Annotated in this window: 15 protein-coding genes; 8 read left to right on the forward strand and 7 right to left on the reverse strand. The window is 62.4% G+C overall.

Annotation, left to right across the window (positions count from 1 at the left end; translation table 11 throughout):
- Positions 1 to 114: 114 nt before the first annotated feature.
- From rph to hemW, 3 genes are read left to right on the forward strand one after another with little or no spacing between them, the layout of a single operon-like run.
- Complete coding sequence (rph, locus tag OU694_RS10765) at positions 115 to 837, forward strand: ribonuclease PH (RefSeq protein WP_308911009.1); 723 nt, start codon at positions 115 to 117, stop codon at positions 835 to 837.
- Complete coding sequence (rdgB, locus tag OU694_RS10770) at positions 838 to 1,443, forward strand: RdgB/HAM1 family non-canonical purine NTP pyrophosphatase (RefSeq protein WP_308911010.1); 606 nt, start codon at positions 838 to 840, stop codon at positions 1,441 to 1,443. It abuts the gene before it with no gap.
- A complete protein-coding gene (gene hemW / locus OU694_RS10775) occupies positions 1,433 to 2,617 on the forward strand; it encodes a radical SAM family heme chaperone HemW (protein ID WP_308911011.1) in 1,185 nt (394 codons plus the stop codon). The genes rdgB and hemW overlap by 11 nt, the downstream gene beginning before the upstream one ends.
- Here the strand turns inward: hemW and OU694_RS10780 are convergent.
- Positions 2,595 to 3,926: a penicillin-binding protein activator gene (locus OU694_RS10780; protein ID WP_308911012.1), complete on the reverse strand. Its 1,332-nt coding sequence runs from the start codon at positions 3,924 to 3,926 to the stop codon at positions 2,595 to 2,597. The genes hemW and OU694_RS10780 overlap by 23 nt on opposite strands.
- A gap of 155 nt (positions 3,927 to 4,081) precedes the next feature.
- Here OU694_RS10780 and rsmI point away from each other — a divergent pair, with 155 nt between their 5' ends.
- The 3 genes from rsmI to gshB all read left to right on the forward strand — a co-directional run bounded on the left by rsmI (position 4,082) and on the right by gshB (position 6,385).
- A complete protein-coding gene (rsmI, locus tag OU694_RS10785; RefSeq protein WP_308911013.1) occupies positions 4,082 to 4,990 on the forward strand; it encodes a 16S rRNA (cytidine(1402)-2'-O)-methyltransferase in 909 nt (302 codons plus the stop codon).
- Positions 4,974 to 5,336, forward strand: coding sequence for a YraN family protein (locus tag OU694_RS10790; RefSeq protein ID WP_308911014.1), 363 nt, complete (start codon positions 4,974 to 4,976; stop codon positions 5,334 to 5,336). The genes rsmI and OU694_RS10790 overlap by 17 nt, the downstream gene beginning before the upstream one ends.
- An 80-nt stretch (positions 5,337 to 5,416) precedes the next feature.
- Positions 5,417 to 6,385: a glutathione synthase gene (gene gshB / locus OU694_RS10795; protein ID WP_308911015.1), complete on the forward strand. Its 969-nt coding sequence runs from the start codon at positions 5,417 to 5,419 to the stop codon at positions 6,383 to 6,385.
- 3 nt (positions 6,386 to 6,388) lie between these two features.
- Here the strand turns inward: gshB and OU694_RS10800 are convergent, their stop codons facing one another.
- The 6 genes from OU694_RS10800 to OU694_RS10825 all read right to left on the reverse strand — a co-directional run bounded on the left by OU694_RS10800 (position 6,389) and on the right by OU694_RS10825 (position 12,526).
- A complete protein-coding gene (locus OU694_RS10800; protein ID WP_308911016.1) occupies positions 6,389 to 7,300 on the reverse strand; it encodes a ParB/RepB/Spo0J family partition protein in 912 nt (303 codons plus the stop codon).
- Positions 7,301 to 7,335: 35 nt separating this feature from the next.
- Positions 7,336 to 8,133 carry a ParA family protein gene (locus tag OU694_RS10805; protein ID WP_308911017.1) on the reverse strand — a complete coding sequence of 266 codons (798 nt, stop codon included), beginning with the start codon at positions 8,131 to 8,133 and terminating at the stop codon, positions 7,336 to 7,338.
- Between the two features lie 61 nt (positions 8,134 to 8,194).
- Complete coding sequence (rsmG, locus tag OU694_RS10810; RefSeq protein WP_308911018.1) at positions 8,195 to 8,827, reverse strand: 16S rRNA (guanine(527)-N(7))-methyltransferase RsmG; 633 nt, start codon at positions 8,825 to 8,827, stop codon at positions 8,195 to 8,197.
- Between the two features lie 2 nt (positions 8,828 to 8,829).
- Positions 8,830 to 10,707, reverse strand: coding sequence for a tRNA uridine-5-carboxymethylaminomethyl(34) synthesis enzyme MnmG (gene mnmG, locus OU694_RS10815; RefSeq protein WP_308911019.1), 1,878 nt, complete (start codon positions 10,705 to 10,707; stop codon positions 8,830 to 8,832).
- A gap of 175 nt (positions 10,708 to 10,882) precedes the next feature.
- On the reverse strand, positions 10,883 to 12,241 hold the full coding sequence (mnmE, locus tag OU694_RS10820; RefSeq protein ID WP_308911020.1) for a tRNA uridine-5-carboxymethylaminomethyl(34) synthesis GTPase MnmE: 1,359 nt from the start codon (positions 12,239 to 12,241) through the stop codon (positions 10,883 to 10,885).
- Between the two features lie 24 nt (positions 12,242 to 12,265).
- On the reverse strand, positions 12,266 to 12,526 hold the full coding sequence (locus OU694_RS10825; RefSeq protein ID WP_308911021.1) for a DUF6489 family protein: 261 nt from the start codon (positions 12,524 to 12,526) through the stop codon (positions 12,266 to 12,268).
- An 83-nt stretch (positions 12,527 to 12,609) separates the two neighbouring features.
- On the opposite strand from OU694_RS10825, the gene OU694_RS10830 reads away from it, so the two are divergent.
- A complete protein-coding gene (locus OU694_RS10830) occupies positions 12,610 to 13,101 on the forward strand; it encodes a methylated-DNA--[protein]-cysteine S-methyltransferase (RefSeq protein WP_308911022.1) in 492 nt (163 codons plus the stop codon).
- A 37-nt stretch (positions 13,102 to 13,138) separates the two neighbouring features.
- On the forward strand, positions 13,139 to 13,843 hold the full coding sequence (locus OU694_RS10835; protein ID WP_308911023.1) for a dienelactone hydrolase family protein: 705 nt from the start codon (positions 13,139 to 13,141) through the stop codon (positions 13,841 to 13,843).
- Positions 13,844 to 13,845 lie beyond the last annotated feature (2 nt).

A 13,845-nucleotide genomic window follows, 5' to 3' on the forward strand; every position in this document is an offset into this window, starting at 1 on the left:
CCGCGCGTCAATCGCTGCGCCTTTGACCTTGGCGGTGCGCTGAGGTAGAAGAGGGGCCATTTTTGAACGGTCCAGAAAAACCGGCCCGAGGCCGGACAAAGAAAAGGAAGAAACATGCGAGCAAGCGGCCGCGCCACCGACGAGATGCGCCCCATTGAAATGATCCCGGGCTTTGCCAAGCACGCGGAAGGGAGCTGCCTTGTCAAATTCGGCGACACCCATGTGCTCGTGACCGCCACCTTCGAGGAACGTGGCCCCTCGTGGCTCCGGGACAGTGGCAAGGGCTGGATCACCGCCGAATATGGCATGCTGCCCCGCGCCACCCATGGCCGCGTCGCCCGTGAAGCCGCCAAGGGCAAGCAGACCGGCCGCACGCAGGAAATCCAGCGCCTCATCGGCCGTGCCCTGCGTGCCATTGTCGATCTCACCCAGCTGAACGAGAAGCAGATCCGCATCGACTGCGACGTGATCCAGGCTGACGGCGGCACCCGCACGGCCTCGATTTCCGGCGCCTACGTGGCGCTTCACCAGTGTTTTGACTGGATGGTCCGCGAAGGCCATCTTTCGGCCCTGCCCTTTACCGACAGCATCGCCGCCGTTTCCTGCGGTATTGTGGATGGCCGTGCCGTGCTTGATCTGGATTATGTGGAAGACAGTAGCGCACACACCGACGCCAATTTCGTGCTGACCGGCAAGGGTGGTATCGTGGAAATCCAGGGCACGGCAGAGGAAAGCCCCTTCTCGGAAGAAGAATTCCTGCGTCTGTTGCGCCTCGCCCGCATGGGCTGCGACGCCATCGGCCGCGCCCAGAAGGCCGCTATTGAAAAGGCAAAATGAATGGCTCGCAAATTCACTGGCAACAAGATCGTCATCGCCAGCCATAACGAAGGCAAGGTGCGCGAGATCAACGACCTGCTCGCGCCCTTCGGCGTGGAAGCCATCTCCGCCAAAACGCTCGGGCTGCCCGAGCCCGAGGAAAATGGCGACAGCTTCATCGCGAATGCCGAAATCAAGGCGGTGGCGGCCGCCCTTGTTTCGCAGATCCCCGCACTTGCCGACGATAGCGGGCTTGAGGTCAATGCGCTCGCCGGTGACCCGGGCATTTTCAGCGCCCGCTGGGCCGGCCCGAAGAAAGACTTCAACGCCGCGATGACCCGCGTCATCGAGGAAATGGACGACGACCCGGACCGGGGCGCCAATTTCACCTGCGCGCTATCGCTTGCCTGGCCGGACGGCCATGTGGAGAGCTTTGAGGGCAAGGTGTTTGGCGAGCTTGTCTGGCCGATGCGCGGCGACAAGGGCTTCGGCTATGATCCGATCTTCGTGGCGAAGGGCGAAAGCCGGACGTTTGCCGAGATGGACCCGGCCGAGAAACATGCGATGAGCCACCGGGCGGACGCTTTCCGCCAGCTGATCGCTGCATGCTTCCAGAATGTCGGCTGACCAGCCTTCGGTGCCGGGCGACAGCGCGCTGCACTCAGCCGGCATCTATGTGCACTGGCCTTTCTGCCTGAAGAAATGCCCTTACTGCGATTTCAACAGCCATGTCCGCGAAAGCGTGGATCATGATGACTGGTCGCGCGCGCTGCTTGCCGAGATTGACGCCACCGCCGCGCTTTACCCGAACCTCAAGGCCGCCTCGATCTTTTTCGGGGGCGGCACGCCTTCGCTGATGGCACCGGAAACGGTCGACGCCGTGATCGACCGCGTGCGTCAGCATTGGGGTAAGGGCGATATCGAAATCACGCTTGAGGCCAACCCGTCCAGCGTGGAGGCCGGTCGTTTCCGCGCCTACCGGGAGGCTGGTGTCAACCGGCTATCGATGGGCATCCAGTCCTTACGCGATGATGCCCTGCAGTTCCTTGGGCGGCTTCACAACGCAGATGAAGCCCTGAAAGCGCTCGAAGTTGCGCGGCACACTTTTGATCGAGTCAGTTTCGATCTCATCTATGCCCGCCCCGGCATGGAGCTTGCCGATTGGCGCACCGAGCTTTCCGAAGCGCTCGCGATGGCGCCGTCGCACCTGTCGCTCTATCAACTGACCATCGAGGAAGGCACGGCCTTCTGGCACCAGTATCGCCGGGGCACCTTTGCCCTGCCTGACGAGGAAACGGCTGCAGCCCTCTATGACCTGACGCAGGACATGACGGCTGCGGCAGGCCTGCCCGCCTACGAGACGTCGAACCACGCAGCTGTGGGCCAGGAATCGCAGCATAATCTGATTTATTGGCGCGGCCTTCCCTATGTGGGGATCGGCCCCGGCGCCCACGGGCGGCTGCCGAACGGGAGCGGCGCGCTTGCCACGGCAAATATCAAGCGCCCCGAAGACTGGCTGAAGGAAGTGTCCGAAACCGGCTTCGGCCTTGCCGAGACTTTCGCGGTGGATCCCCTTGAGCGCGCGACCGAAGCGCTGATGATGGGCCTGCGCCTGATGGAAGGGCTTGATATCGCCGCAATCGAAGCCCGTTTCGGCGTGCCGCGCAACGAATGGCTCGATGAGGCCGCCCTCGCCTCGCTCGTATCAGACGGATTTCTGGCAGCTGAAGGCGACCGGGTGAAGGTCACCCGTGCCGGTCAGCCTGTCCTCAATCACCTTATCGGGAAACTGGCGCTGTAAAGGCCGCCGGCGACGGATCAATCACCTCGAACCCGCGGTCGCCAATTTCAAGCACGGCAAGGCCGCGCTCGTTCAGCCCCGTGGGCAGCAGGCGGAAGATGCCGTCAACGCCCGCAAAACCCGTAGGTTCGGTCAGCGCCATCGCGGTGAAGAAGTTGCGGCCATCCGCATCGTCCCGCATCAGGCTCGCCACCAGCGCCATGGCGTCATAGGCAAGGCTCGCGAGCCGGGGCGCCTCGTGGCCATGAAGGGCACGGTAGCGGCGGAAAAAGGCGTCAGCCTTCGTCGGATCGGGTGCCGCGAACCAGCCATGCTTCAGGGGCGGCTCTTTCAGGAGATCCGGATCAAACCAGAGCCCGGTACCCAGAAGCTTCACCCGGTTGAGATCTGTTTCATAATAGGCAAAGAGCGGCGCCAGCGTCTTGAGGAGCGCCCCGCCCTCGGGCAGTAGGACGGCATCAAAGTCGGGGTCACCCAGCACTTCACGGTCGTCGATCTGGCGGGCGATTTCATCGGTCATTTCATCGCGGAGGCTGCGCAGGAACGAAACTTCATCCTGCCGTGCTTTCCGGCGGGCATCATAATCGGTCAGCCGCTTCACAGGATCGGCAAGGGCCGCCGCATCGGATTCGTAGGATTCAAGCCGGGTGACCCTGGCACCGGCATCGAAAACTGCGTCACCGAAGGCCGTGCGCACCCGCTCGCCGTAGCGGCCATAGGGGATCATCGCGGCGAAACGCTCGCGGCCCTGTGCCGCGGCGTAGCCGATCACCCGGTCCACCTCGGTTTCGGGCAGGAAGCCGAGGATATAGCGACCGGGGGCCGCCACTGTACGGTCGTTCGAAAAGCCGATCACCGGCACGCGGCGCTGCGCCGCCAGCTCGCCCGCTGCCGCCACATTGCGGGACAGCAGCGGCCCGAGAATGATCGAGGCCCTGTGGGTATCAAGCGCGAGGGTCGCCGCCGCCCGCGCGCCTTCCTCCGTGCCTTTGGTATCCAGCGGCACAAGGGTGATGCGGGGGTCGTAAGCATCATAGAAAGCCATGGTGGCAGCATCGAGGAGCGCATTGCCGACATCGGCTTCAGCCCCCGTCAGCGGCAAGAGAAGCGCGACCGTCACCGAAACCTGCGCCTGCCCGGCGGGCGCAGGCGTGGGCTCGATCTTCTTCGGTTCGGTGCGTGTTACCGGCGCGCGCGGTTCGCTCACCGCTGGTGCCGGTTCTTTGCGTTCACCGCCGCCGCATGCCGCCAGCAGGAAGACCGCCGCCAGCGCCGCGAACCTCATACCCGATTGAAAGCTTCTTGCCACCCGCCTGTCCCCTGGTGTTTGTTAGGCGCACAGATAAACATCCTGCCCCATGGCCCGGCCTGACACATAGCATCCGGCGTGGGCGCTGGTAAAGATAGCGGGCACATCGCCCGACCGCCACTCAGGAAAGCAAGCGAATGTGCCCGGAAGATGACATGGACGAGCCTATGGCCGCAGAAGACCCGTTTGCCGACGCGCCGGGCAAGGGCGGGCCGCTCGCACCCGGGCTTTATGTCGTCGCCACCCCCATCGGCAACCTGGGCGATATGACGGACCGCGCGAAAGCCGTGCTGGCGCAAGTGGACCTGATCGCCTGCGAGGACACGCGAGTGACGCAGAAGCTGCTGTCTTACCTGATGATCCGGAAGCCCATGCTGCCCTATCACGAGCATAACGGCCCGGCCATGCGGCCAAAGCTTCTGGAAAAGCTGGCGGGCGGCGCGCGGATCGCGCTTGTGTCGGACGCAGGCACGCCGCTCATATCCGATCCCGGTTTCAAACTGGTGGATGCCGTGTGTGAGGCCGGCCACAGGGTGACACCGATCCCCGGCCCATCGGCCGCCATCACTGCCCTTTCGGTGGCCGGCCTGCCGACAGACCGTTTCCTGTTCATGGGCTTTCCGCCTGCCAAGTCCGCCGCGCGGCGTGACTGGTTCGAGGCCGAGAAGACAACCCGGGCGAGCCTTGTTTTCTATGAAAGCGCCCGCCGCCTCCCGGAATCGCTGCGTGACGCCGCCGATGTGCTGGGACCGCGCCCCGCTGCGGTTGCGCGCGAACTGACCAAGAAGTTCGAAGAAGTAAGGCGGGACGACTTGATAAGCCTCGCCGATCACTATGAGGCAGCCGGCGCCCCGAAGGGCGAGATCGTTGTGGTCATTGGAGCTTCCGAAGAAAAGGCATCCACGGGAACTGCCATTGATGCCGACAAGGCGCTGAAACTGGCGCTGGAGCATATGAGCACCAAATCCGCAGCGCGCTTTGTGGCGGACCTTCTGGGTCTCAAGCGCAAGGATCTTTATGACCGCGCCCTTGAAATCGGCGGCAAGCATGGCAGCGAGGACTGATCGCCACGATATCGAGAAAGCCGGGCGGCGGGCCGAAATGCTCGCGGCTCTCCTGTTACGCCTCAAGGGATACCGCATCCTTGCACGCCGCTTCCGCTCCCGCCGGGGCGAGGTCGATCTGATCGCCTTCAAGGGTAGAACATTGGTTGCGGCGGAGGTGAAGCAGCGGCGGGGCGAGGCAGAGGGACGCGAGGCCATAACCGTCCGCCAGCGCCAGCGTATTGCCGGCGGTATCGAGGACTGGTGCGCCCGCACCGGCCATACAGGCCCCGTGCGCTTCGACGCCATTCTCATCCTGCCGCGCCGCCTGCCGGTCCATATCAAGGATGCCTGGCGGCTGACATGAGAAATTCTGACAACAGCGTGACTGGCACCTGCGGCCCCTTGGGGCTATAGGAATCAGACGACAGCAACAGGAGTTAAGCGATGAACGCTGCCCCCCTCCGGGTCGCCATCCAGATGGACCCGATTGAAACCATCAATATCAATGGCGACAGCAGCTTTGTTCTCGGCCTTGAAGCCCTGAAACGCGGCTACGAGCTTTATCACTATCTGCCCGAGGCGCTGACCTACGAAACCGGCAAGGTGACCGCCACCGCGCGCCGCCTGGACCTGCGCCGCGAGGCCGGCAATCATTATACGCTTGGCGATCCGGTGAAGCTTGATCTTGCCGAAGATATTGACGTGATCCTGATGCGTCAGGACCCGCCCTTCGACATGGCCTATATCACCGCCACCCACCTTCTGGGGCTGATTGCCGATCGCACGCTTGTCGTCAACAATCCCGATGAAGTGCGGAACGCGCCCGAGAAACTGTTCGTCACCCTGTTTGCCGACCTGATGCCCGAAACCATGATCACACGGCAGCTCGATGACATCCGCGAGTTCCGCAAGAAACACGGCGAAATCGTCATCAAGCCGCTTTATGGCATGGGTGGTTCGGGCGTTTTCCACCTGCGGCAGGACGATAGCAACCTCACCGCCCTTTATGAAATGTTCGTCGAACGCAACCGCGAACCCGTGATGGTTCAGCGCTTCATGCCGGAAGTCCGGCACGGCGACAAACGCATCATTCTGGTGGACGGCAAGGCCGCCGGGGCGCTGAACCGGGTGCCGGCAACGGGCGAGATCCGCTCCAACCTTGTGGCTGGCGGCCGCGCCGAGAAAACCGAACTGACCGCCCGTGAACAGGAAATATGCGAACGCATCGGCCCCGCGCTTTATGAGCGCGGGCTGGTATTTGTGGGGATCGATGTGATCGGCGACTGGCTGACGGAGATCAATGTGACCTCACCGACCGGCCTGCAGGCGATCCAAAAGCTTGGCGGTCCTGCCCTTTGGGTAGATATCTGGGATGCCATCGAGGCCCGGCTGCGGGGCCTCGGGCGGCTTTAAGCCTTAAATCCCGCAAACACCCAGCCGGCCGCACAGGTCGTCCAGCTGATCGAGCGTCTCATAGCGGATGGTGACGACACCGCCCTCGCCGTCCGCGCCACCGCCATGCTCGATCGTCACCTTCATGCCGGTTGCCGCCGAAAGATCTTTCTCCAGCGCCACCGTATCGGCATCCTTCGCTTTGCCGGTGCCGGAAAGGCCACGCGCCTTGGGCGCCGCCGGGCGACCCTTGGCTTCGTTCGCCAATACTTCGGTCTGGCGGACCGAAAGGCCTTCCTTGACGATGCGTTTGGCGATCTCTTCTGCGTCCGCCGCGCCAATCAGCGCGCGGGCATGCCCCATCGAGATGGCGCCGGCATTGACCATATCCTGCACATTTGTGGGCAGCAGCAGCAGGCGCATCAGGTTGGCCACATGGCTGCGGCTTTTACCGACAATTTCCGCCGCCGTTTCCTGCGTATGGCCGAACTCGTCAATGAGCCGCTTGTAGGCTGTAGCTTCCTCGATGGCGCTCAGGTCCTGCCGCTGGACGTTCTCAACGATGGCGATCTCGAGCACTTCGGAGTCCGAAAGCTCGCGCACCACCACCGGCACTTCGTGGATGCCGGCTTTCTGGGCCGCCCGCCAGCGCCGCTCGCCGGCCACGATCTGGAACCGGTCGCCACCCATCGGCCGCACGAGGATCGGCTGCAAAACGCCCTTCTCCTTGATCGAGGCCGTCAGTTCGGCAATCGCCGCGTCATCAAACCGATTGCGCGGCTGGGCATTGTTGCGCTCCAGAAAGGCGATCGGCAGCACGCGACGCGAGGCATCGCCGATGGCGGCCTGAGCGGCCACCACCTGCGGGCGGTCGTCAGCGAGAAGAGCGGAAAGGCCTTTCCCTAGGCCTTTTTTGGGCTTGGCACCAAGTTGCATTGATAGTCCTAACGTATTGTTTTTATTTTAGTATTTCAGGCCGCAAGCGCGCCGTCACGGGTGAGAAGCTCTCGCGCCAGGCTGATATAGGCCTGACTGCCCGGGCAGCGGTGATCGTAAATGAGCGCCGGCATACCGTGGCTCGGCGCTTCCGATATCCGCACGTTACGCGGAATCATCGTCTCGTAAACCTGCGAACCGAGATACTGGCGCACGTCGCTCGCCACCTGTTCCGACAGCCGGTTGCGGCGGTCGAACATCGTCAGCACGATCCCGTTGATCGTGAGGGTGGGGTTGAGGCTCGCCTGCACCTGATTGATCGTTTTGAGGAGAAGGCTGAGGCCTTCAAGTGCGAAAAACTCACACTGCAACGGTACCAGTACCTGATCGGCCGCCACAAAGGCATTGATCGTGAGGAGCGACAGCGAAGGCGGGCAATCAATCAGGACATAATCATAGGCCGACGAAACTTCGGCCAGGTCGAAGGCCTGACGCAGGCGAAAATTGCGCTGGGGTAGCTCTGCAAGCTCAAGGTCCGCGCCCGAAAGATCCACCGTCGAGGGGATCAGTTCGACAAGCGGGACTTCGGTTTCGATCACCGCGTCCTGCAGGGCTGCTGCACCCATCACCACGTCGTAGGATGTGATTTCACGGGAGGCCCGGTCGATGCCAAGGCCCGTTGAAGCGTTGCCCTGGGGGTCGAGATCCACGATAAGCACATGCTTGTCCACTGCTGCCATCGCGGTTGCCAGATTGATCGCTGTTGTCGTCTTGCCGACGCCACCCTTCTGATTCGCCACTGCGATGATGCGGCCTTTGCCGGATTGTGCCATGTCCGCCCCCCTTCAGGCTGATGCCAGATGGACTAATTGTCTGGTTTTATTGGATTCCGCCTCAGGAGAGGAGGGGCTGAACTGCAGTGAGCCGCAAGATCACGCCCTTGTCGTCGCTCAGGCTTTGGAACCGGTCGACACCCATCTTCCACGCCTTCATGGCCTCGGTCAATTCGTCTTCCGCACCTTCGCCCTTGAGGAGCCAGAATTCGGTATCGGGGCCGATAAACGGTCGCCCCCAGTCAAGCAGTTGCCCCACCTTGGCACAGGCGCGTGATGTGATGAAATCGATGGAGAAAGGTTCAAGCGCTTCGATTCGCGCGTTATGGATCGTGGCACGGGCCGATGTTTCACGTGAAACCTGCCCCATGAAGCTGCACTTCTTGCCGTTGCTTTCCACCATATGCGCGTGACCGAGCCCCATGATGGAAAGCACGAGCCCCGGGAAACCGGCGCCCGAGCCGATATCAAGGAAGGTGAAATCACCCTCCCCTTTCGCCTTGCGGATAAGCGGGTAAAGCTGTGCAGAATCGAGGAAATGGCGGCGCCACAGATCGGGGATCGTGGTATCGGATACCAGATTCTTGGCCTTCTGCCACTTCACGAGGAGCGCGGCATAGGCCTCCAGCTTCGCAAGTGTTTCACGTGGAACTGAAAGATCGGCCGCCAGATCGGCGGGGCCATAGCTCGCCATGGTCAGGCCGCCCGCTTGCGCTTGATGTGCCCGAGGATGAGCGTGAGCGCCGCCGGCGTCACCCCTGCGATCCGGGCCGCGGCGCCAAGCGTGGCGGGTCGAGCCGTCCGGAATTTCTCACGCATCTCGTTCGACAAGCCGGGGATCGCATCAAAATCCAGCTCTTCGGGGATCGTCAGGGCCTCGTCGCGGCGGAAGGCATCCACATCTGCCTGCTGCCGATCCAGATAGCCGGCATACATGGCGTCAATGCCGAGCTGCTCCGCGATCGCCGGATCGATGGCGCCAAGCTCCTCGGGCCAGATGGATTTCAGCTGGGCAAACTCGATGGTCGAAAAACCAAGAAGCGTTTCAGCAGACCGGCGCTGGCCATCCTGATTGAGCGCAAGGCCATGCTTGCCGGCTTCGTTCGGCGTCAGCGATAGACCCTGCAGGGTGGCGCGGCCAGCTGCCAGCGCCGCCTTCTTCTCCGCAAACGCCTCGCGGCGCTCGCAGCCGATCAGACCCACGCGGTCACCGATATCGGTCAGGCGCTGATCCGCATTATCGGCCCGAAGCGTCAGACGGTATTCAGCCCGGCTCGTGAACATGCGATAGGGCTCGCGCGTACCCTGCGTAATCAGGTCATCGAGCATCACACCGATATAGGCGTCAGCCCGGTCGAGGATGAAGGGCGTTTCACTGCCACCCGTCGCAAGCGCGGCGTTCGCCCCCGCCATCAGCCCTTGGGCGGCGGCTTCCTCGTACCCTGTTGTACCGTTGATCTGGCCAGCCAGATAAAGCCCGTTCACCCGACGGGTCTCGAGAGTCGCTTTCAGTTCGCGCGGGTCGATGAAATCATATTCGATCGCATAGCCGGGGCGAATGATCGTCACCTTCTCAAGGCCGGGGATCGACCGGATGAGCGCGTCCTGCACTTCTTCAGGCAGGCTTGTCGATATCCCATTCGGATAAACGGTCGGGTCATCCAGGCCTTCGGGCTCAAGGAAAATCTGGTGGCTTTCCTTGTCGGCAAAACGCACCACCTTGTCCTCGATGGACGGGCAGTAGCGCGGGCCCCTGCCCTCGATCTGGCCGGAATACATCGGCGCACGGTGCAGGTTATCCTTGATCACCTGATGCGTCCGCTCGGTCGTCCGTGTGATGAAGCAGCTGATCTGCGGCGTGGTGATTTCACGTGTAAGGAAGGAGAAAGGCACCGGCGGATTGTCACCCGGCTGTTCCTCGCATGCCGACCAGTCGATGGTGCGGCCATCAAGGCGCGCCGGCGTGCCGGTCTTCAGGCGGCCGAGCTCGAACCCGAGGCCCATAAGCGTGTCGGAAAGGCCGAGCGCCGGTGCTTCGCCAACGCGACCCGCCGGGATCTTTTTCTCACCGATATGGATCAGGCCGCGCAGGAAAGTCCCAGTTGTCAGGATCACCGCCCCCGCCCGGATCTCGGTGCCGTCAGCCAGCACCACGCCGCCCACCCGCGGCTTGTCACCAGACCGGTCGATGATCAGGTCTTCGACGGCCCCGCCAAGGATCGAAAGGTTGGCATAGTCGCCAAGGATCGCGTGCATGGCCTCACGGTAGAGCTTGCGATCGGATTGCGCGCGTGGACCCTGTACGGCCGGACCCTTGCGACGATTGAGCAGGCGGAACTGAATGCCGGCTGCATCCGCCACCTTGCCCATGACGCCGTCCAGCGCATCAATTTCGCGCACCAGATGGCCCTTGCCCAGTCCCCCGATGGCCGGGTTGCAAGACATCTCGCCAACCGTTTCCGGCTTGTGGGTGACAAGCAGCGTTTTGGCGCCGACGCGGGCAGACGCCGCTGCCGCCTCGGCCCCGGCGTGGCCGCCGCCAATCACGATCACATCAAACACGCTCGCGCTCATCCACAAACCTCACGCATGACAAAAGACAGGCCACCCCGCATCCCACGCGGCGCGACTTGCCCAACCTGCCCTGAAACATGGCGGGGTCTATACTAGAGAAAGGCGTTTAAGTCAAAGTTAAGCGGGCCGCTCACCCATGTGTGTTTCACGTGAAACACGGGACCGCTTCTGACTGCTACTTCCCGATACAGAAATCAGAAAAGATCACATCCAGAAGATCCTCAACACCGACGCGTCCGGTGATGCGGCCAAGCGCACGGGCCGCCATGCGAACATCTTCAGCAGCGAGCACGGCATCCGCGCCTGCGTTTGCCTCGAAACGCATCAGATGCTCCACCGTTTCGGAAAGCGCCTGGGCATGGCGCAGACGGGTCAGGCTTGGTGCCTCGCGCGGTGCCATCGCGTCCATCACATGGTCGCCTAGCCGCGCGAACAGGTCATCAAGCCCATGCTCGGTTTTTGCTGAAACGGCGGCAAAACCGACAAGGTCCGCTGGCACATCCTTTTGTTCCACGTGAAACATCGCTGTGCGATCGGCCTGCGTGACCACAAGGAAGGCGCCCTCCCCGAGCCACTCGGTGACCCCTTTCGGGATTTGTGGCCAGTCGTCGGCGCGCACCAGCACGAGGCGCAAGTCGGCTTCCTGTGCCCGCGCCCGCGCCCGGCGGATGCCTTCGGCTTCAACCGCACCAGCCCCTTCGTCGCGGAGGCCTGCTGTATCGATCAAGCGTACCGGATAGCCGCCAAGATCAAGCTGCACTTCGAGCACGTCACGCGTTGTGCCGGCCTCATCCGAAACGATTGCGACATCGGATTTCGCGAGCGCATTCATGAGGGTCGATTTGCCCGCGTTCGGCTCACCGAGGATCACGATCCGGTAGCCGTCCCTTAGCGCCCTGCCCCGGCGGCCATCCGCAAGGTGCGCTTCGATCGACTGGCGCAGGCGGGCGATTTCGGGCCGCACCGCGCCCGCTACCCCTTCGGGCAAATCCTCGTCGGGGAAATCAATGTCGGCTTCGAGATGCGCGAGGTGAGATACAAGCGCGGTGCGCCAGCCTTCATAAAGCGTACGCAGAGCACCATCCATCTGGCGGAGTGCCACTTCCCGCTGGGCGGCGGTCTGCGCATGGATCAGGTCGTTCAGGCCTTCGGCTTCGGTGAGGTCGAGCTTGCCGTGCTCGAATGCGCGGCGGGAAAATTCACCGGGCTCGGCGGGGCGCAAGCCTTCTATGGCACCAAGTGCCTCGATGACGCCCGCCACCACGGCGCGCCCACCGTGAAGATGCAGCTCGACCACATCCTCCCCCGTGAAGCTTGCCGGCCCTTTGAAATAAAGGACAAGCGCTTCATCGAGCCGCGCACCGGTTGCAGGATCGGTCAGCCGTCGCAGTGCCGCCTTGCGCGGCTCCGGGCGGGTCTTGCCGGGGGTCAGCGCCTCGAGTGCCGTCCCTGCCCGCGGGCCGGAAAGCCGCACAACGGCCACGCCGGCGACACCAGCGCCCGAAGACAGGGCAAAGATTGTATCCGTGGTCAAGAATTCACCAGTAACTATATGATTTTATTTGTCTTTTGATGTGTCTTGCGTGCCCGCAAGGCCCGACATCATGCTCCACATGCTTTTCTGGAACTCGCCAAGGCCTGTGTTGGCGCCGCCCATCCACAATTTGATGGCCTTGTCGATATCCTCGGCATCGAAGCCTTTTTCGATCCGGCGTTTCATCTCGTCCATCATCGCATCATTCAGTGGCCGCACATCCGGCAGGCCAAAAAAGGTGCGGGCTTCCTCGGGTGTACAATCGATATCGATGGTAATCTTCATGGGGCATCGACCTTCCGGCTTGCCGCCAGGCAGGCGGGCTTGATAGCGTCGTGTCAGACTTCTCTTCTAGCCGGAGCCGATCCTTGCCGCAACTCTCGATGCATACGCCGATTTCCGACCTGACGATCCACGAATGGGACGGCGCGCTTGTGGCGCTCGACTGGGGTTGGGGCGGCGAGGACGAACCGACGCCGCTGCTCCGCGAAGCCAAGCGTCAGCTCGACGCCTATTTCGATGGCGACCTGACAAGGTTTGACCTGCCCTTCGCACCCGAAGGCACTCCTTTCCAAAAGCGCCTGTGGCGGGCACTATCGGATATCCCTTACGGAGAGACCCGGTCTTACGGCGAACTGGCAACAGCCCTTACCTCATCTGCCCGTGCGGTCGGGACGGCGTGCGGGCGCAACCCGTTACCGATCCTCATCCCCTGCCACCGGGTGCTGGCAGCGGGTGGCAATATGGGTGGTTACTCCGGCGATGGCGGCCTGATGACCAAGAAGGCGCTTCTGGTGCTTGAAGGCGCCATGAGCGTCGAACAAGGACTGATGCTTGAAGCCTTGGGGTTCCTTGATTAACCTTGCGACCATTGCAACCGCATTTGGGGGATACACGATGGGCGACTGGATCAATATCGAAGCCGGCGACGGCAGTGGCAGCTTCAAATGCTACCGGGCCCTGCCCGCTGGCGGCAAGGGTCCGGTCGTGATCGCCATCCAGGAAATCTTCGGCATCAATGCCGGCATGCGCCAGATCTGCGATGAACTGGCAGCAGAAGGCTATATCGCCCTGTCGCCCGATCTTTTCTGGCGGCAGGAAGCCGACGTGGAACTGACCGACAAGACGGATGCCGAATGGCAGCGCGCCTTCGCCCTGATGCAGGGCATGGATATCGACAAGGCGATAGAGGATATCGCCACCACCATCGCTGCCGCCCGTCGGCTGGAAGGGGCGTCGGGCAAGGTGGGCGCTACCGGCTACTGCCTTGGCGGGCTTCTCGCTTATCTCACCGCCTGCCGCACCGGGATCGACGCCACCGTCAGCTATTACGGGGTGAATATCGACAAGTTCCTGATTGAAGCCACCATGATGGAAACGCCCCTCGTGCTGCATATCGCGGGCGAGGACAAGTTCGTGTCGAAAGAGGCGCAAGCCACCATCAAGGCCGGCCTCAAGAACAATCCGCTTGTCGAGGTCCATGTCTATGACGGCAAGGACCATGCCTTCGCTCGGCCGAACGGCATCCATTATGACGCGGATGCCGCCACGCTCGCCAATGGCCGCACGAAAGACTTCTTTGCAAAGCATCTGAAGGCCTGATC

It is taken from the genome of Pseudokordiimonas caeni (assembly GCF_026719705.1).
Classification (GTDB): Bacteria; Pseudomonadota; Alphaproteobacteria; order Sphingomonadales; family Kordiimonadaceae; genus Gimibacter; species Gimibacter caeni.